The 17,004-nt window shown below is 72.5% G+C and carries 17 protein-coding genes; 6 read left to right on the plus strand and 11 right to left on the minus strand.

What is annotated here, in order from left to right:
• Positions 1-25: 25 nt before the first annotated feature.
• Both NUV38_RS16470 and NUV38_RS16475 read right to left on the minus strand, forming a co-directional pair.
• A complete protein-coding gene (locus tag NUV38_RS16470; RefSeq protein WP_257730153.1) occupies positions 26-1,024 on the minus strand; it encodes an ABC transporter substrate-binding protein in 999 nt (332 codons plus the stop codon).
• A 47-nt stretch (positions 1,025-1,071) separates the two neighbouring features.
• Positions 1,072-2,469 (minus strand): RNB domain-containing ribonuclease, encoded by a 1,398-nt coding sequence (locus NUV38_RS16475; protein WP_257730154.1) that lies wholly within the window; start codon positions 2,467-2,469, stop codon positions 1,072-1,074.
• 68 nt (positions 2,470-2,537) lie between these two features.
• On the opposite strand from NUV38_RS16475, the gene NUV38_RS16480 reads away from it, so the two are divergent.
• The gene (locus tag NUV38_RS16480; protein WP_257730155.1) at positions 2,538-2,993 is read left to right on the plus strand and encodes an SRPBCC family protein; all 456 of its coding nucleotides are present in this window, start codon (positions 2,538-2,540) and stop codon (positions 2,991-2,993) included.
• 4 nt (positions 2,994-2,997) lie between these two features.
• On the opposite strand, the gene NUV38_RS17130 is transcribed toward NUV38_RS16480, so the two are convergent.
• From NUV38_RS17130 to groES, 5 genes are all read right to left on the minus strand, one after another.
• A complete protein-coding gene (locus tag NUV38_RS17130) occupies positions 2,998-4,608 on the minus strand; it encodes a 4Fe-4S binding protein (protein ID WP_308219709.1) in 1,611 nt (536 codons plus the stop codon).
• Positions 4,609-4,615: 7 nt separating this feature from the next.
• The gene (locus NUV38_RS16490) at positions 4,616-5,548 is read right to left on the minus strand and encodes a diiron oxygenase (protein WP_257730156.1); all 933 of its coding nucleotides are present in this window, start codon (positions 5,546-5,548) and stop codon (positions 4,616-4,618) included.
• Between the two features lie 241 nt (positions 5,549-5,789).
• Positions 5,790-6,182 carry an MmcQ/YjbR family DNA-binding protein gene (locus NUV38_RS16495; protein WP_257730157.1) on the minus strand — a complete coding sequence of 131 codons (393 nt, stop codon included), beginning with the start codon at positions 6,180-6,182 and terminating at the stop codon, positions 5,790-5,792.
• 155 nt (positions 6,183-6,337) lie between these two features.
• A complete protein-coding gene (groL, locus tag NUV38_RS16500; RefSeq protein WP_257730158.1) occupies positions 6,338-7,942 on the minus strand; it encodes a chaperonin GroEL in 1,605 nt (534 codons plus the stop codon).
• Between the two features lie 197 nt (positions 7,943-8,139).
• The gene (gene groES / locus NUV38_RS16505; RefSeq protein ID WP_055963614.1) at positions 8,140-8,433 is read right to left on the minus strand and encodes a co-chaperone GroES; all 294 of its coding nucleotides are present in this window, start codon (positions 8,431-8,433) and stop codon (positions 8,140-8,142) included.
• A gap of 233 nt (positions 8,434-8,666) precedes the next feature.
• Between groES and NUV38_RS16510 the strand changes: the two genes are divergently transcribed.
• From NUV38_RS16510 to NUV38_RS16530, 5 genes are read left to right on the plus strand one after another with little or no spacing between them, the layout of a single operon-like run.
• On the plus strand, positions 8,667-9,836 hold the full coding sequence (locus NUV38_RS16510; RefSeq protein WP_257730159.1) for a methyltransferase domain-containing protein: 1,170 nt from the start codon (positions 8,667-8,669) through the stop codon (positions 9,834-9,836).
• A 38-nt stretch (positions 9,837-9,874) separates the two neighbouring features.
• Complete coding sequence (locus NUV38_RS16515; protein ID WP_257730160.1) at positions 9,875-10,564, plus strand: LamB/YcsF family protein; 690 nt, start codon at positions 9,875-9,877, stop codon at positions 10,562-10,564.
• Positions 10,561-11,169, plus strand: a complete 609-nt coding sequence (locus NUV38_RS16520; protein ID WP_257730161.1) for an allophanate hydrolase subunit 1 — start codon at positions 10,561-10,563, stop codon at positions 11,167-11,169. The genes NUV38_RS16515 and NUV38_RS16520 overlap by 4 nt, the downstream gene beginning before the upstream one ends.
• Complete coding sequence (locus NUV38_RS16525; RefSeq protein WP_257730162.1) at positions 11,166-12,041, plus strand: biotin-dependent carboxyltransferase family protein; 876 nt, start codon at positions 11,166-11,168, stop codon at positions 12,039-12,041. Before NUV38_RS16520 ends, NUV38_RS16525 begins: the two co-directional genes overlap by 4 nt.
• A gap of 42 nt (positions 12,042-12,083) precedes the next feature.
• Positions 12,084-12,920, plus strand: coding sequence for a tryptophan 2,3-dioxygenase (locus NUV38_RS16530; protein WP_257730163.1), 837 nt, complete (start codon positions 12,084-12,086; stop codon positions 12,918-12,920).
• A gap of 78 nt (positions 12,921-12,998) precedes the next feature.
• On the opposite strand, the gene NUV38_RS16535 is transcribed toward NUV38_RS16530, so the two are convergent.
• From NUV38_RS16535 to groL (NUV38_RS16550), 4 genes are all read right to left on the minus strand, one after another.
• On the minus strand, positions 12,999-13,718 hold the full coding sequence (locus NUV38_RS16535) for a hypothetical protein (RefSeq protein WP_257730164.1): 720 nt from the start codon (positions 13,716-13,718) through the stop codon (positions 12,999-13,001).
• A gap of 37 nt (positions 13,719-13,755) precedes the next feature.
• Positions 13,756-14,376, minus strand: a complete 621-nt coding sequence (locus NUV38_RS16540; protein WP_257730165.1) for a hypothetical protein — start codon at positions 14,374-14,376, stop codon at positions 13,756-13,758.
• Positions 14,377-14,567: 191 nt separating this feature from the next.
• Positions 14,568-14,939, minus strand: a complete 372-nt coding sequence (locus NUV38_RS16545; protein WP_257730166.1) for an MmcQ/YjbR family DNA-binding protein — start codon at positions 14,937-14,939, stop codon at positions 14,568-14,570.
• Between the two features lie 106 nt (positions 14,940-15,045).
• On the minus strand, positions 15,046-16,677 hold the full coding sequence (gene groL, locus NUV38_RS16550) for a chaperonin GroEL (RefSeq protein WP_257730167.1): 1,632 nt from the start codon (positions 16,675-16,677) through the stop codon (positions 15,046-15,048).
• Between the last annotated feature and the right edge of the window lie 327 nt (positions 16,678-17,004).

The raw sequence follows: 17,004 nt of genomic DNA on the forward strand, positions 1-17,004 counted from the left end.
GTCGGGGCCGTCGCTGCCCGGGGTGTCAGGACGTGAACTGCTCGAGACCGTCGGCGAAGCGGTCGAAGACGTCGGCGTAGGCCTGCGCCGACGGCGGCGCCACGGACGTCCACGGGATGTAGGCGTCGTTCTCGGCGGCGGTGGTCTTGCCCCAGACCGGCTCCTTCTTCAGCGCGGCCAGGCCGGCGCTGCCGATGCGGTCGTCCCAGTAGGCGACGTCGGCGTCGTAGGTGTCGGCCTTCTCCCAGCTGAGCGACTCGAAGTAGCCACCCTCGTCGGGGTTCTTCGGCGTGACGATGTCGAGGCCGATCTCGTCGCGGTAGTACTTGAGGTCCGGGCTGACCTCGGGGTTGGAGACGTAGAACAGGTCGGGCGAGTACGAGACCGCGAGGATCGACGGCTTCGCGTCCTGCGCCACCTTCTCGAGCCGCGCCTGCGCCGTCTCGAAGGCCTCACGGCCCTCGGCGAAGTCGGCCTCGTCGGCACCCAGCGCGGTCGCGGCCTTCTCGGTGGAGTCGATGATCTGCGGGAGCGTCTTGCCGTCGAAGCTGATGACGAGCGTCTGGAACTGCGCGTCGAGCTTCTTCTTGACGTCGGCGTTGACGTACCAGAGGTCGGGCTCGAGGTAGCTGCTGGTGACGACCAGGTCCGGCTTCAGACCGGCCAGCTTCTCGAGGTCGATGTCTCCGTACTCGCCACCACCGGTGACGTCCTCGACCGCGTCGGCGTCGAGGCCGGCAGCCTGGGAGTCGAGCTCGCCGTCGGCGTTCTTCACCGGCCCGAAGACGCCGACGATCTTGTCGCCGAGACCGAGGTCGGTGAGCGCGGCCGCGACGGAGGACTGGACGACGAGACGCTCGGGCGCGGCGTCGAGCTCGAGCTTCGTGCCGAGGTCGTCGGTGTAGGTCCAGGCCTGGTCGGAGCCGGAGTCGTCGTCGGACGAGCCGCAGGCGGCGAGCGGGAGCGCGAGGGCCAGGGCGGCGGCAGCCACCGTGCGGCGGAGCAGGGGGGAACGTCGTGTCATGCAGGGCAGCCTAACTTAAGGTTGCCTTACCTGAGCAAGAGGTGAGATCACTCGGTCGGCGTGAGGTGCACCACGCCGGACTGGGGGTCGGCGGCGACCACCCGGACCTGGCGGCGCTCGCCCTCGCGCAGCCGGGCCGACCCCGCACCGGTCTCCATCGCGACCAGCACGGCGGGCTCGAGGAGCATGACGTCCGCGTCCTGCCCGTCCACGTCGACCACCAGCGCCTCGATTGTCCGACCCACGAGCGGGGCGAGCATCGACGCCTCCACCAGGTCCAGCGCGCCGCGGGTGGCGCGGGAGGCGCGGGCGTCGGAGGCCCGCATCGCGTCGGGGACCGACGGCAGCGCCTCACGCAGCGCCGTCGGGACCTCGCCCCCGCTCGACACCGCCAGGCAGACCTCGCTGGCGAATCGGTCGGCCAACCGCCTCAGCGGCGCCGTGACCTGGGCGTACGGCGCACCGACGCCCGCGTGACCCGTCGTCGCGGGCAGCTCGCCGTCGAAGGCGGCGAACGAGGCGCCGCGCAGCAGACGGGTGGCGTCGGTCATGACCGCCAGGTGGGTGACGTCGTCGGCGTCGAGGCGGTCGAGCAGTGCCGCCGGGTCGTCGCCCGCGTCCACGCCGAGGGCACGGGCGCGGTCGAGGAACCGCCGCACGTCGCGCGGGTCGGGATCGGGCAGGGTGCGCAGCAGCCCCACCCGCGCCTCGAGCATGATCGACGCCGCCACGGTGCCGGTGAGCAGCGAGATCTCCGCGTTCCAGTCGTCGGCCTCGCGTCGGGCACGCCACACCGCGCGCCACCTGCCCGAGGTCGCCTCGTCGGGCACGACCTCCTGGTCGGGCAGGCCCAGCTCGAGCGCACCCGCGGCCACACGGACCGTGCGCCGCAGCCGTCCGACCTCGGGCAGCGCGGCGATGCTCGGGTGGAGACGGCCGGCGTCGGCATCGGCCTGCACGGTCTCGTAGTCGAGGCGGGCGACCGACCGCACCAGGGCGCGCTCGACGTGGTGGCCGACGGCGACCCCGTCGGCGTCGAGGTCGATCGTCCACAGCACGGCGCCCCGCACCTGGTCGGGCAGCAGGCTCAGCGCACCCTCCGAGAGCACCGGCGGGTGCAGCGGCACGCGACCGTCGGGCAGGTAGATCGTCTGCCCACGTCGGCGGGCCTCGGCGTCGATCGCGCCGCCCAGCGGGACCACGCCGAGGTCGGCGATGGCGTAGTGCACCCGGAACCCGCCGTCGCGACGCTCGAGGTGGACCGCCTGGTCGAGGTCCATGGCCCCCGGCGGGTCGATGGTCACGAAGGCCAGGTCGGTGCAATCGGTCGTCGCGCGTGGACCGGCGGCGGCGACTCGCTCGGCCTCGGCGAGCACGTCGTCCGGGAACGCGTCGGAGCGGGCGGCGGGCGGCAGGTCGAGCTCGCGGCGGAGCGCTTCGAACACGGTCGCGACGCTACCAGCGGGACACGTCCCCGGCTGGACGTCCGCCCGCACCCGACGGACGATGGAGCATGGACGAGACCCGGGTCGTCGTGTCACGCGACGTCGACGCATCACCTCACACGATCTTCGGCCTGCTCGCGGACCCTCGTCGCCACGCCGAGATCGACGGGTCAGGCATGGTCCGCGCCGACGACGGCGGCGAGCCGATCACCGCCGTCGGTCAGGTGTTCCGCATGCACGTCCATCGCGAGCCGAGGGGCGACTACCTGACCGACAACCTCGTCACGCGGTTCGAGCCGGACGCCGTGGTGGCGTGGCGAACCGGCCTGCCCGACACCACACCTCCGGGGTGGGAGTGGCGCTGGGAGGTCGCGCCGACCGCATCGGGGTCCCGCGTCTCCCTCACCTACGACTGGTCCGACGTCCACGACCCGGAGGTGCACCGTCGCGTCGGGGGCTTCCCCTCCGTCCCCGTCGAGGCGCTGGAGAGCACCCTCGACCGGCTCGCCGCGGCGGTCACCTGAGGCGTCAGCGGGAGGCGGCGAGGAGGTCCTCGACGGTCGTGAGCTTGACGCGGGGGCGGCCGGCAGCCATGCCCGCGTCGACCTCGCGACGCTCGATGGCTCGCACCCCGGCGCCGCGGACGAGCCGGGGCTGGCGCTTCTGCAGGAGCCGGACGAATGCGCGCGTCGAGGCCGGCGGCGTCGACAGGCGCCCCTCGGCGGCGTCGGCCAGGAGGGCGTCCACGGTCTCGCCGGCGGAGATGCGGTTGGCACCGATGCCGCCGTGCGAGCCGCGCTTGGCCCACCCGACGACGTAGGCACCGGGGACGGGCCGGCCGGCGGCCGGGTCGACGACGCGACCGTCCTCGTTCGGGATGAGACCACGCTCCGCGTCGAACGGGAGCCCGGGCACGGCGCGCCCGCGCCGACCGATGGAGCTGACGAGCAGGCGGGTGGGCGCCTCGACCTCGCCGTCGGGGCCGGCGACGGTGACCGAGGCGAGCGCACCGGAGCCGTGGGCCGCGGTCACGCGACGGTCGAAGGCGAGCACGAGGCGTCGACCCGGCGCAGGCTCGACGGTCCAGTCGCTGCGCACCCTGCGCCGGTCGGCGAGCAGCGCCGCGTTGGTCCCCGGAGCCGCCGCCTCGAGTGCCGCGGCCGTCATCGGGTCGTCCTCGACGCACAGCTCGATGCCGTCGGGGAGGGTGAGCAGCTCGGGCCGGGTGAACGCGGCGTGCTCGGGTCCGCGCCGACCCAGCAGCACCACCTCGCGCACGTCCGCGCCGCGCAGGGCATCGAGCGCGAGGTCGGCGATCTCGGTGCCGGCGAGCCGCTCCGGGTCGCTCAGCAGGATGCGGGCGACGTCGAGCGCGACGTTGCCGTTCCCGACCACGAAGACCCGTCCGTCGGGCACCGCGATCGCGTCGGCGGCGACGTCGGGGTCGCCGTTGTACCAGGCCACGGTCTCGGTGGAGCCGTGCACGCCGGGCAGGTCCTCGCCGTCGACGCCGAGCCGGCGGTCCTCGGGGGCACCGATGCCGTACACGACCGCGTCGTGGTGCTGCATCAGCTCCTCGTGGGTGACGTGGGTGCCGACCTCCACGTTCATGTACATGCGGGCCCGTGGGTGGTCGTACGTCCAGCCGAACGTGTCCTGCACGCGCTTGGTCTCGGGGTGGTCAGGCGCGACACCGGCGCGCAGGAGGCCACCCGGCACCGGCAGGCGGTCGAGGAAGGAGACCTGCCCGTCGGTCGCGGCGAGCAGCTCGCGCGCCGTGTAGGTGGCAGCCGGCCCCGTGCCGACGACCGCTATCCGCAGACCGGTCGGCACCCCGGGTCGGACCCGGGCGTGGGTCTGCTGCTTCGCGACCTCCCGCTCCGGGCGCTGCTCGTAGTAGGCGGCGTTCAGCTCGGCGAACACGGCCTCGCCGCCGCGCAGGATCTCGATGGGCTTGATCGCCGACGCCGGACAGGCGTCGGCGCAGGCACCGCAGTCGATGCACGAGCGCGGGTCGACGTAGAGGATGTCGGTCGTGCCGAAGTCGGGCTCCCCCGGCGTCGGGTGGATGCAGTCGACCGGGCAGACCTCCACGCAGGAGGCGTCGGAGCAGCAGCTCTGGGTGATCGCGAAGGGCACGGCAGCCTCAGAGCATGTGCACGCGGCGGTAGAGCCGCTTGGCCGTCGGCGTCAGCAGCCCGGCCTCGGCCAGGAAGTCCATCAGGTGCACGCAGGACAGACGCATCAGGGCGTGGTGGTGCTCGTTGGTGCGGGCCGCCTCGACGGCCTCCTTCACGTCGAGCCCGGCCTCGGCGTACACCTCGGGGCGGACGAGGCTCTTGACGATGAAGTAGCCGACGCTCGCGATCTGCAGGGCGCTGGCCCGGCGGCGGGCCTCGGAGATGCCCTTCATCGCCTCGAGGGTCTCGTGGCGCGCGAACTTCATGTGCCGCGACTCCTCGACCACGTGGATCTTGCAGATCGTCTTGACCTGCGGCGAGACGGACGCGCCACGCATCCAGTCACGCTGCATGACGTCGAGGACCTCCTCGGCCACCAGGATCGACGTGTAGGCGACCTCGCCGCGCGCGGTCAGCTTGAGCAGCTTCGCCGCCTTGTGCAGCAGCGGGTGGGGCAGGTAGGAGCGACCGGCGATGTGCTGGGCGCCCTTCGCGAACATGATCGAGTGGCGGCACTCGTCGGCGATCTCGGTGAGCGCGAACTGGAACTCGCTGCTCGCGTAGTCCTTGTCGTAGATGTCGACGAGCAGCATCTGCTGCAGGAGCATCTCGAACCAGATGCCGATGCTCGCGACGCTGGCCGCCTCGTGGCGGGTGAGCGTGGCGCGCTGCTCCGGCGACATGCGCTCCCACAGGTCGGTGCCGTAGAGCGTGCACCACTCGGGGTTCACGCCGTCGTGCAGCGGGTCGAGCGGGGCGTCCCAGTCGACCTCCTTCTCGGGGTCGTAGGACAGCTGGGCCGACGACGACAGGAGCCGCTCGAGCACACCGTCACGCTCGACCTCCGCGCGGAACGCGGCGGCGTCGGGCGAGGTGGGTCGGGTCTCGGTGATCGTCATGGCGGGGCTCCTCGACTATGGGACAGATGGGATGTGACATCGGGAATGTCATATCCGTACCCACGGTATGTGGAGCGCGCTCGCCGCGCAAGAGATGCCCGTCACCCTCCCGTCGATCCTCGGTCGTCCGGCGGCCCGCGCACGGGAAACTCACTCGAGCACGACGTGCTCTCCGGGCACGCCTGAGATCACCGTGCGCGGCAGGAGATTCCCAGGTCGACCTGGGAATCTGCGGCGCGGGTCAGGGGCGGTCGGCGAGCCAGGACTCGGCCAGGCGGGCGGGGGCGCGGGCGAGCCAGGCGTCCTCGACCGCGGTCTCCAGCCGGGCGGGGTCCACCACGTCGAGCTCGACCAGGAAGCCGGGGTGGTTCGCCAGGTGCTCGATGGTGAAGAAGCCCGGGACGCCCTCGCCGAGGATCGCGTCGCGCTCGGAGAGGTCCTCGGTGCGCAGCCCGACGATCTCGCCCTGCGGCACCGGGTCGTCACCGAACCGTCGCAGGTCGGCCTTGCTGAACGGTCGGACCCAGCAGAACATCGCCTTCTCGACGAACCACGCGCGGTTGCCCCAGCTGGTGCGCTCGGCGACCTCCGGCAGCGCCAGGCACAGACGCTCGACGTCCGCGACGGTGGCCATGGGCCCACCGTGCGCGCTCGACGTCACCCCGTCAAGCAGCACCCGCAAGCAGCCCCGTCAAGCAGCCCCGTCAAGCACCGCGCGGCACCCCGGGAACGACGACGGCGCCCACCCCCGAAGGGGCGGGCGCCGTCGACAGCGCGTCGGGCGACGACTCAGTGGTGGTGCCCGGCGTGGGCGTCATCCTCGTCGTCGGCCGGCTTCTCGGCCACCAGGGTCTCGGTGGTGAGCAGCATGGCGGTGATCGACGCGGCGTTGGCCAGCGCGGAGCGCGTGACCTTGACCGGGTCGAGGATGCCCTGCGCGAGGAGGTCGCCGTAGGTGTCGGTGGCGGCGTTGTAGCCCTCACCGGACTCGCGGACCTTCGACACGACGACCTCGCCGGAGACGCCGCCGTTGCGGGCGATCCACTCCAGCGGGGCGTCGGCACCCTTGCGCACGATGCGCACGCCGACGGCCTCGTCGCCGCCGAGCCCGAGGTCGCCCTCAAGCACGGAGACGGCGTGGACGAGGGCGGAGCCGCCGCCGGCGACGATGCCCTCCTCGATGGCCGCGCGGGTCGCCGAGACGGCGTCCTCGATGCGGTGCTTCTTCTCCTTGAGCTCGACCTCGGTGGCCGCGCCGACCTGGATCACGCACACGCCACCGGCCAGCTTCGCGAGACGCTCCTGGAGCTTCTCGCGGTCCCAGTCGGAGTCGGTGAGCTCGATCTCGGCCTTGATCTGGTTGACCCGACCCTCGACCTCGGCGGTCTCGCCGCCGCCGTCGATGATCGTCGTGTCGTCCTTGGTGACGACGACGCGACGGGCGGTGCCGAGGACCTCGAGGCCGACCTGGTCGAGCTTGAGGCCGACGTCGGGCGTGACGACCGTGGCGCCGGTGAGCGTCGCGATGTCCTGCAGCATGGCCTTGCGGCGGTCACCGAACGCGGGCGCCTTGACGGCGACCGAGGTGAAGGTGCCGCGGATCTTGTTGACGACCAGCGTGCTGAGCGCCTCGCCCTCGACGTCCTCGGCGATGATGAACAGGCTCTTGCCTGCGCCGATGACCTTCTCCAGCAGCGGCAGCAGCTCGGCGACCGAGCTGATCTTGCCCTGGTTGACGAGCACGTAGGGGTCGTCGAGGACGGACTCCATGCGCTCGGTGTCGGTGACCATGTACGGCGAGAGGTAGCCCTTGTCGAACTGCATGCCCTCGGTGAAGTCGAGCTGCGTGCCGAGCGTGTTGGACTCCTCGACGGTGATGACACCGTCCTTGCCGACCTTGTCGAACGCCTCGGCGATGAGCTCGCCGATGTGCGCGTCGCGCGAGGAGACGGTGGCGACGTCGGTCATGTCCTTGATGTCGTCGACGTCGCGGGCGATCTCGTGCAGCTTCTCGCTGACCGCCTTGACGGCGGCCTCGATGCCCTTCTTCAGGCCGACCGGGTTGGCGCCGGCGGCCACGGCGCGCAGGCCCTCGTGGACCATCGCCTGGGCGAGCACGGTGGCCGTGGTGGTGCCGTCACCGGCGACGTCGTTCGTCTTGGTGGCGACCTCCTTGGCCAGCTGGGCGCCGAGGTTCTCGAACGGGTCGTCGAGCTCGACCTCACGGGCGACGGTGACGCCGTCGTTCGTGATCGTGGGGGCGCCCCACTTCTTGTCGAGCACGACGTAGCGGCCCTTGGGGCCGAGGGTGACCTTGACGGTGTTCGCGAGGGCGTCGACGCCCCGCTCGAGGGCGCGGCGTGCGTCCTCGTCGAACTCGAGGATCTTGGGCATGTGATGCCTTCCTACGGATGGATCAGATGGGGTGCCCGGCGAGTGCCGGACAGAGTGCGCCGGGAGAACCGGCGGGTGACGTCAGGTGGTCCTGACGTGCGTGGCGCCCGGCTGGCAAGGCGCCGTCGCGACGGCGACCTGGGAGCGGAGCGGTCGCCGAGCGACGAGCAACGCCGCCAGCCGGGATGCCACGTGCGTCAGGAGACGACGGCGAGGACGTCGCGGGCCGAGAGGATGAGGAACTCCTCGCCCGAGTACTTGACCTCGGTTCCGCCGTACTTGCTGAAGATGACCTTGTCGCCGACGTTGACGTCGAGCGGGACGCGGTTGCCGGAGTCGTCGATGCGACCGGGGCCCACGGCCACGACCTCACCCTCCTGCGGCTTCTCCTGGGCGGTGTCCGGGATGACGAGTCCGGATGCGGTGGTCTGCTCGGCCTCGACGGCCTTGATGACGAGACGATCCTCGAGCGGCTTGATGGTGACCGACACTGGTCGACCTCCCCTTCAACGTTGGTGGAATGACGGATGGAACGTGATGGGTGTGCACGCCGTCGCGGGGGTCGTGCACGGTTGGCAGTCTCGGTACCCGAGTGCCAGTTCCGAATCTAGCACTCGCCCCTACTGAGTGCTAAGGGGTGTTCGCCGTCGGCGGACGAGTCCGTCCGTCGAGGGGCACGTCCGGCCCCCGAGCCCGTCGAGGGGCGGCCTGCGACGATGGCGACGTGGACCTGGCGACGTTCGAGCGGCTGCAGACCGACGAGGGGCGGGCGCTGGTGGCCGAGGTGCGCGAGCGGGCCGGCGTCGAGTCCGACCTCGCCCTGGGCACACGGCTGCGCCGCTCCCACGACGTCGAGCTGGTGGCGGCCGCCGTCACGCAGAACCACCTGCGCGGGATCGCCCGCACCAAGCTGGGTGACGACGCGGCGCGGATGTTCTTCACGCACGAGGCACTGCAGCAGGCCACGCGTGGCTCGGTGGCCCGACTGCGTGCCGAGCGTCTCGCGAGCACGGGTGCGACGGCGGCACTCGACCTGGGCTGCGGCATCGGCTCGGACCTGCTCGCGCTCGCTCGCGCCGGCCTGCGGGTCCGCGGCGTGGAGCGCGACCCGGTGCGTGCCGCGATCGCCCGGGCCAACCTGGCCGCCCTCGACCTCGACGGCGAGGTGCTCTGCGCCGACGCCGCCGACGTGGACCCCGCGGACGACGAGGTGGTGTTCCTCGACCCCGCCCGACGCGACGACCGGGGCCGGGTGTTCGACCCCGAGGCGATGAGCCCGCCGTGGTCGGTCGTGGCGGCACACCTGGCCGGCCGCGCGGTCGTGAAGACCCTCCCGGGCATCCCGCACGCGCTGGTCCCCACCGGCGTGGAGGCGCAGTGGGTCAGCGACGGCGGCGACCTGGTGGAGGCGTGCCTGTGGGGCGCCGGCCTCGACCTGGCCGACCGCGCGCCGCGTCGCGCCACGGCCCTGCCCGGCGGGGACGACCTGGCCGGCGACGGCGCACCCGGCGACGTCGGTGAGCTGGGAGGCTGGCTGCACGAGCCGGACGACGCGGTGATCCGCGCCGGTCTCGTCGGGGGGCTGGCGGAGCAGATCGACGGCCAGCTGGTGGACCCGCGCATCGCGTGGGTGACCACGGACGTCGACGTGCGCCACCCGCTCGCCCGCTCGTTCCGCGTGATGCAGGAGCTGCCCTACCGCGAGAAGCAGCTCAAGGCCGCGCTCGTGGCGCTCGACGTCGGCACCCTGACGATCAAGAAGCGCGGCGTCGACGTCGTGCCCGAGGTGCTCGTCAGGCGGCTGCGCCTCAAGGGCTCCCAGCGCGCCACCGTGGTGCTGACGCGCGTGGACGACAAGGCGGTCGCCCTGCTCGTGGACCCGCTCCCCCGCTGACCCGTCCGGCACCCCTTGCGGGGTCCTAGGCTGGGAGCGTGCGGATCGACCTGAATGCCGACGTCGCGGAGTCGGCCGACGACCTGGCGCTGCTCGACGTCGTCACGAGCGCGAACGTCTGCTGCGGCGCCTACGCCGGTGGCGAGGAGCTCATGCTCGACGCATGCGAGCGCGCGGTCGAGCGTGGCGTCGTGATCGGCGCCCAGGTCGGCTACCCCGATCGCGAGGGCTTCGGCCGACGTCCCCAGGAGCCGGCCACGGACGAGCTGGTCGACGAGCTGCGTGCCCAGATCGACCTGCTCGCCGAGGTGGCCGACGCCGTGGGCGGCCGCGTGGCCTACGTCAAGCCGCACGGCGCGCTGTACAACACGGTCGTGCACGACGAGCGACAGGCGGCGGCCGTCGTCGAGGCCGTGGGACCGTACGGCCTGCCGCTGCTCGGGCTGCCCGGCGCCGTCTCGTTGCGGCTCGCCGCCACCGAGGGCCTCCCGACCATCTCCGAGGGCTTCGCCGACCGTGCGTACACCGCCGCCGGGACCCTCGTCCCGCGTGACGAGCCGGGCGCGGTGCTGGCCGACGTCGACGAGGTCGTGGCGCAGGCGCTACGCCTGGTGGGTCACTGTGACTCACTGTGCGTCCACGGCGACTCCCCCGACGCCCTCGCCCTCGTCCGGTCCGTGCGTGCCGCCCTGGTGGACGCCGGGCACGAGGTCGGACCGTTCGGGTGAGGGTGCTCGCGTGCGGTGAGGACGCCGTGCTGCTGGACTGCGACGACCTGGACGAGGCGCGCCGTCGCCATGCGGCACTGGTCGACCACCCCGACGTCGTGGAGGCCGTGTTGGGGGCGCGCACCGTGCTCCTGCGCGGTCGGCCGTCGACGATGCGGGCGCTGGCCCGTGGCGTCCAGCCCGCGCCCACGACGGCCACGTCCGGCGCGCACGAGCACGTGGTCGACGTCGTCTACGACGGGCCGGACCTGGAGGCCGTGGCCGAGGCGACCGGGATGAGCGTCGAGGCCGTGGTGGCCGCGCACACGGCGACACCCTGGACCGTCGCCTTCGGCGGGTTCGCCCCCGGCTTCGCCTACCTCGTCGACGGCGACCCGCGGCTCACGGTCCCCCGCAAGGACACGCCCCGGCCCCGGGTCCCCGCCGGTGCCGTCGCCCTGGCCGGCGGTTTCAGCGGCGTCTACCCGCGGGAGTCGCCCGGTGGCTGGCAGCTGGTCGGACGCACCGACGTGGTGCTCTTCGACGTCGAGCGCTCCCCCGCGGCGCTGCTCGCACCGGGTGACACCGTCCGCTTCCGCGCCGCCGGCCCCGGGGCCTCGCCGTGAGCCTGGTCGTCGTGCATCCCGGGCCGCTGACGCTCGTCCAGGACGACGGACGACCCGGGCTGGCCGCACAAGGGGTCGGCGCCGCGGGGGCCTTCGACCGTCGCGCCCTCCACCAGGCCCGGACCCTCGTGGGCGACGCGTCCGGCACCGCCGTCCTGGAGGTGCTCGGAGGCGGCCTCGAGCTGCGGGCCACGTCCGAGCACGTCGTCGCCGTGACGGGGGCGGTCGGGCCGGTGCTGGTCGACGGTGCTCCGGTCGAGCACGGTCGGGCGGTGCGCCTCGGCGCCGGGCAGCACCTGGAGGTCGCCCCGTTCGGCCACGGCCTGCGCGGCTACGTGGCGGTCGCCGGCGGCATCGACGTGCCGGCGGTCCTGGGCTCACGCAGCGCCGACACCCTCAGCCGGCTCGGGCCACCGGCACTGACCACCGGCGACGAGATCGCCGTCGGGGAGCCGCACCAGGACCCGCCCGACGTCGGCCTCGTCCCGAGCCTGCTCACCCCCGGCACCACGACCGTCGAGGTGGTGCTCGGTCCGCGCGACGACTGGTTCACGCCCGACGCCCTGGCCGCGTTCCTCGGCACCGGTTGGGTCGTGTCCGAGCGGTCGGACCGCATCGGCGTCCGGCTCGACGGCCCCACTCCCGGTCGCGCCGGCCTCGAGCGTGCCGTCGACGGGGAGCTGCCCAGCGAGCCGTGCGTGCGCGGCAGCGTGCAGGTGACGTCGGCCGGGCTCCCGGTCGTGCTCGGACCCGACCATCCCGTCACCGGCGGCTACCCGGTCATCGGGGTGGTCACCGGACGCGGCCTCGACCGGCTCGCGCAGGTGCGCGTGGGCGAGACCGTGCGCTTCCGCCGACACACCCTGCCCTGACCACGACACGGCCCGACCCGCGCCTGGGGCACCATCGAGGGCATGAGGCCCACCCACCGACCCGTCGAGGACGGCGTCGCCACCGACCTGGCAGGTGAGTCGACGTACGGCTCCTACCTGCGCCTGGACCTGCTGCTCGCCGCACAGCAGCCGGTCACGGACCACCACGACGAGATGCTCTTCGTCGTCCAGCACCAGGTGACCGAGCTGTGGCTCAAGCAGCTGGTGCACGAGCTGCGCTCGGCCATCGCGCTGATCGACGCCGACGAGCTGGCCCACGCGCTCAAGCGGCTGGCCCGCGTGAAGGCCGTCCAGCGGCAGATGTTCGAGCAGTGGGGGGTGCTCGAGACGCTGACCCCCGTCGAGTACCTGCAGTTCCGCGACGCACTGGGCAAGGCGTCGGGGTTCCAGTCGGCGCAGTACCGGACGGTCGAGTTCCTGCTCGGCAACAAGACACCGGCCATGGTCACGGTGTTCGACCACGAGCCCGAGACCCGCGACCGGCTGGCCGCCGACCTCGCTGCGCCGAGCCTCTACGACGCGTTCCTGGCGCTGCTCGCCCGCCAGGGTCACGACGTGCCGGCCGCGGCGCTCGAGCGCGACCTCACGCAGCCCTACGAGCCGCACCCCGGCGTCGTGGAGGTGTTCCGTCGCGTCTACGCCGACCCCGAGCGCCACTGGGAGGTCTACGAGACGTGCGAGGAGCTCGTCGACGTCGAGGAGGGGTTCCACCTCTGGCGGTTCCGCCACCTCAAGACGGTGCAGCGGATCATCGGCCACAAGCGCGGCACCGGCGGCTCCAGCGGCACGTCGTTCCTGCAGCGCGCGCTCGAGCTCACGTTCTTCCCCGAGCTGCAGGACGTCCGCACCGCGCTCTGACCGCGGCTCAGTCCTTGCGTCTCGGACACGTCCGGGGCGTCCAGCCCGGGAGAAGCGACCCGGAACTGTCCGAAACGGCTAGGGCTGGTCGTCGTAGGACCACGCGACGTCGTCGCGGACCACCCGGGCGGGCACCCCGGCGACCACGCTGTGGGCCGGGACCTTCTGACCACGCACCACCGACCGCATCGCCACGACGGCGCCGTCGCCGACGTCGGCGTGACCGGTCACCACGGCGTCCTTGCACAGCCACACGTGCCGTCCGAGGCGGATGTCGGCGCCGAACGGGTTGATCCGCTCGCCCGTGCCGCGGTCCTCGAGGCGGTGCATGTCGTCCGTCGCGACGTACACGTCGGAGGCCCACAGCTGCTCGGGGCCGGCCACGATGCTCCCTCCGTTGCGGGCGTCGACCACGGCACACCGAGTGGCGATGAGCGGGCCGTGCAGGGCGATGCTCGAGCCGCCGCCGCAGAACAGCTCGCCCGCGGTGAGCTCGCAGCCCGCGTCGACGAACACCACGGCGCCGTCGCCGCCGACCAGCAGCGACCCGATGCTGCGCAGCGCCGACCCGACCGCCACGACGACGTCGCGCACCGGGAACAGGGTCAGCTGCTCGATCACCTTCGGGGGGAGCAGGGCGCCGTCGGCGAGGTAGAGAGCGTTGCCGCAGTCGTGCCACCAGGTCGGCACGCCCTCGTCGACGAGGTGCCAGCGGAGCGCGTCGAGGGCGTCGACGTCGGCCCCTGCGGCGCGTAGGCGCTCACGGTGCTCGGAGGCCAGGCCACGGGTCGGTTCCACCCGTGCATCCTGCCAGGGCGTCAGCGGCCGCCGCCGGTCATCCGCCGTTCGAGCCCTCCAGCACCAGGCTCGAGCGCAGCTGCTCCCAGACGTCCTCGTCGTAGGCGTCGGCGGTCGCCGCGTACCGGATCCCGTACTTCGGCAGGCTCGGTCGGTCGACGAGCAGGTCGACCTGGCGCACCGGGGTGCGACCCTCCGACGTGTCGATCTCGTAGGTGTAGGTGAACTGCTCGGCGTCCGACGCGCCCACCACCTCGACCGGCTGGGGCTCACCCACCTGCGCGCCGAGCTCGGCCTCGAGGCGCGAGCGCAGCAGGCCACCGCGGATCTCGAGCGTGCCGACCTGGCTCTCCTCGACGAACACGTCGACCCGCGCCGGCACCTCCGAGCCGTCGTCGAGGGTCCAGGTCGTCTGGCTGCCCTGGTCGGTGCCGTTGCCACCGCTCTGGCGGAAGTCCTGCGGCAGGGCGAACACGAGCTCGCCGGCACGCTGCTCCGTCCACCCGGACGGCAGGTCGGCGGCCGGCTCCGTGACCTCGCTGCTCGCGGTGGACTCGGCGCGCGGCGGATCGCCGTCGTCGCCGTCCCCGCTGCACGCCCCGAGCAGCAGGATCAGCGCGACGGTGCAGGCCGTGGTCAGTCGTCCTCGTGCGGTCATCGTGCTCTCCGTCCCCCGTCGTCGGAGCGCCGGGCCTCAGCCCCGGGACACCCCCGCATGCGTGCGGGCACCCACGATGCCAGCGGTGAGGATCGGCCACCACCCCCGCACCGACGTGGGTGGTGGCCGGCCGGACGGACGGATGGAGCGACGCCCGCCTCGTGACGGCAGGCCGCCCCTCGACGCCCGGCTCAGGAGAGGGGCCGGTCGACCCTGACGACGAGCTCGTGCGGCGCCTGCACGCAGTAGGACTCGACCAGCAGCTCGCGCAGCTCGGCCGCGTCGATGGGGAGGTCGTCGAGCACGAGACCCACGACGTCGCCGCTGCGCCCGACGCGGAAGTACGGGTGGCCGAGGTGCTCGAAGGCGGCCACCTCGTCCATCGGCGCGCGGAACGTGATGCGCACGAGTCCGTCCTCACCGCCGAAGAGGTGCGCGACGTTGTGACCCCGCACCACCCAACGGGTGCCCGTCCAGGCGCGCTCGCGTCGGACGTCGGGCAGCGGGTCGAGCACCGCGCCGACGCGCTCGACCCAGGCTTCGGGGACGGGTGCGCGGGCCACGCCCGACAGCCTTGCACGTGCCACCGACGTCGTCGCGGCGCACGAGCGCCGACGCACGAGGGCCCCGACCGGCGAACCGGTCGGGGCCCTCGTCAGGAGACGGGACTCAGAAGCCCATGCCGCCCATGTCGCCCATGTCCGGCGCGCCGCCACCGGCGGCAGCCGGCTCCGGCTTGTCGGCCACGACGGCCTCGGTGGTGAGGAACAGCGCCGCGATGGACGCGGCGTTCTGCAGCGCCGAGCGCGTGACCTTGGCCGGGTCGATGATGCCCGCGGCGATGAGGTCGACGTACTCGCCCGTGGCAGCGTTCAGGCCGTGACCGGCGTCAAGGCCGGCGACCTTCTCCGCCACGACGCCGCCCTCGAGGCCGGCGTTGACGGCGATCTGCTTGAGCGGGGCCGACGCGGCGGTGCGCACGATGTTCGCGCCCGTGGCCTCGTCACCCTCCAGCTCGAGCTTCTCGAACGCGGCCTTGGTGGCCTGGACGAGCGCCACGCCGCCACCGGCGACGATGCCCTCCTCGACGGCCGCCTTGGCGTTGCGCACGGCGTCCTCGATGCGGTGCTTGCGCTCCTTGAGCTCGACCTCCGTGGCCGCGCCGACCTTGATGACGGCCACGCCGCCGGCCAGCTTCGCGAGGCGCTCCTGGAGCTTCTCGCGGTCGTAGTCGGAGTCGCTGTTCTCGATCTCGGCGCGGATCTGGTTGACCCGTCCGGCGATCTGGTCCTGCGAGCCGCCGCCCTCGACGATCGTGGTCTCGTCCTTGGTCGTGACGACCTTGCGAGCGGTGCCGAGCAGCGAGATGTCGGCGTTCTCGAGCTTGAGGCCGACCTCCTCGCTGATGACCTCGCCGCCGGTGAGGATGGCGATGTCGGCCAGCATGGCCTTGCGGCGGTCACCGAAGCCGGGGGCCTTGATGGCGACCGACTTGAAGGTGCCGCGCATCTTGTTGACGATCAGGGTGGCCAGGGCCTCGCCCTCGACGTCCTCGGCGATGATCGCGAGCGGCTTGCCCGACTGCATGACCTTCTCGAGCACCGGGACGAAGTCCTTGACCGAGCTGATCTTGCTGTTGACGATGAGGATGTAGGGGTCCTCGAGGACCGTCTCCATGCGCTCGGGGTCGGTGACGAAGTAGCCCGACAGGTGACCCTTGTCGAAGCGCATGCCCTCGGTGAGCTCGAGGTCGAGGCCGAACGTGTTCGACTCCTCGACCGTGATGACGCCCTCCTTGCCGACCTTGTCCATGGCCTCGGCGATGATCTCGCCGACCGTGGGGTCGGCGGCCGAGATGGACGCGGTGGAGGCGATCTGCTCCTTGGTCTCGACGTCCTTGGCCATGCCCAGCAGCTGGCTGCTGATGGCCTCGACGGCGGCCTCGATGCCCTTCTTCAGGCCCATCGGGTTGGCGCCGGCGGCCACGTTGCGCAGGCCCTCGCGCACGAGCGCCTGGGCCAGGACGGTGGCCGTGGTGGTGCCGTCACCGGCGACGTCGTCGGTCTTCTTGGCGACCTCCTTGACGAGCTCGGCGCCGATCTTCTCGTAGGGGTCCTCGAGCTCGATCTCCTTGGCGATGGACACGCCGTCGTTGGTGATCGTGGGCGCGCCCCACTTCTTCTCGAGCACGACGTTGCGGCCCTTCGGGCCGAGCGTCACCTTGACTGCGTCGGCAAGCTGGTTCATGCCGCGCTCGAGGCCGCGACGGGCCTCTTCGTTGAACGCAATGGTCTTGGCCATGTGGAACTCTCCGGTTCGACGTGGTGGGTGTGACCGGTCGGTGCCCGCGACGGACGAGCCCTGCGCCGCGGCGAACCCTTCCCGCTGCGGCCGTGACCCTCACCGGGCCGGTCTGATGTCTAGCACTCTCACTATAGGAGTGCTAACCAATGACTGGCAATCGGGTCCCGAGAGTGCCAGTCCGCTCCGCGGGGCGACCTGTCAGTCCTCGTCGCCGATGACGAGCCGGGGAAGGCGGTCGCGCCACGGCCGGCCGCGGGCCTCGCCAGGCGTGGGGTCAGCGGCGGCGGCCGGGACCGGGGCGGGCGTGGGTGGTGCGTCGGGGCC

The sequence above is a fragment of the Aeromicrobium sp. 50.2.37 genome (genome assembly GCF_024655735.1).
GTDB lineage: Bacteria > Actinomycetota > Actinomycetes > Propionibacteriales > Nocardioidaceae > Aeromicrobium.

Coding starts and splice junctions, on each gene's coding strand:
- NUV38_RS16470 (WP_257730153.1), bottom strand. CDS start 1,024: ATGACACGACGTTCCCCCCTGCTCCGCCGCACGGTGGCTGCCGCCGCC.
- NUV38_RS16480 (WP_257730155.1), top strand. CDS start 2,538: ATGGACGAGACCCGGGTCGTCGTGTCACGCGACGTCGACGCATCACCT.
- NUV38_RS16490 (WP_257730156.1), bottom strand. CDS start 5,548: ATGACGATCACCGAGACCCGACCCACCTCGCCCGACGCCGCCGCGTTC.
- NUV38_RS16495 (WP_257730157.1), bottom strand. CDS start 6,182: ATGGCCACCGTCGCGGACGTCGAGCGTCTGTGCCTGGCGCTGCCGGAG.
- groL (WP_257730158.1), bottom strand. CDS start 7,942: ATGCCCAAGATCCTCGAGTTCGACGAGGACGCACGCCGCGCCCTCGAG.
- NUV38_RS16530 (WP_257730163.1), top strand. CDS start 12,084: ATGAGGCCCACCCACCGACCCGTCGAGGACGGCGTCGCCACCGACCTG.
- NUV38_RS16540 (WP_257730165.1), bottom strand. CDS start 14,376: ATGACCGCACGAGGACGACTGACCACGGCCTGCACCGTCGCGCTGATC.
- groL (WP_257730167.1), bottom strand. CDS start 16,677: ATGGCCAAGACCATTGCGTTCAACGAAGAGGCCCGTCGCGGCCTCGAG.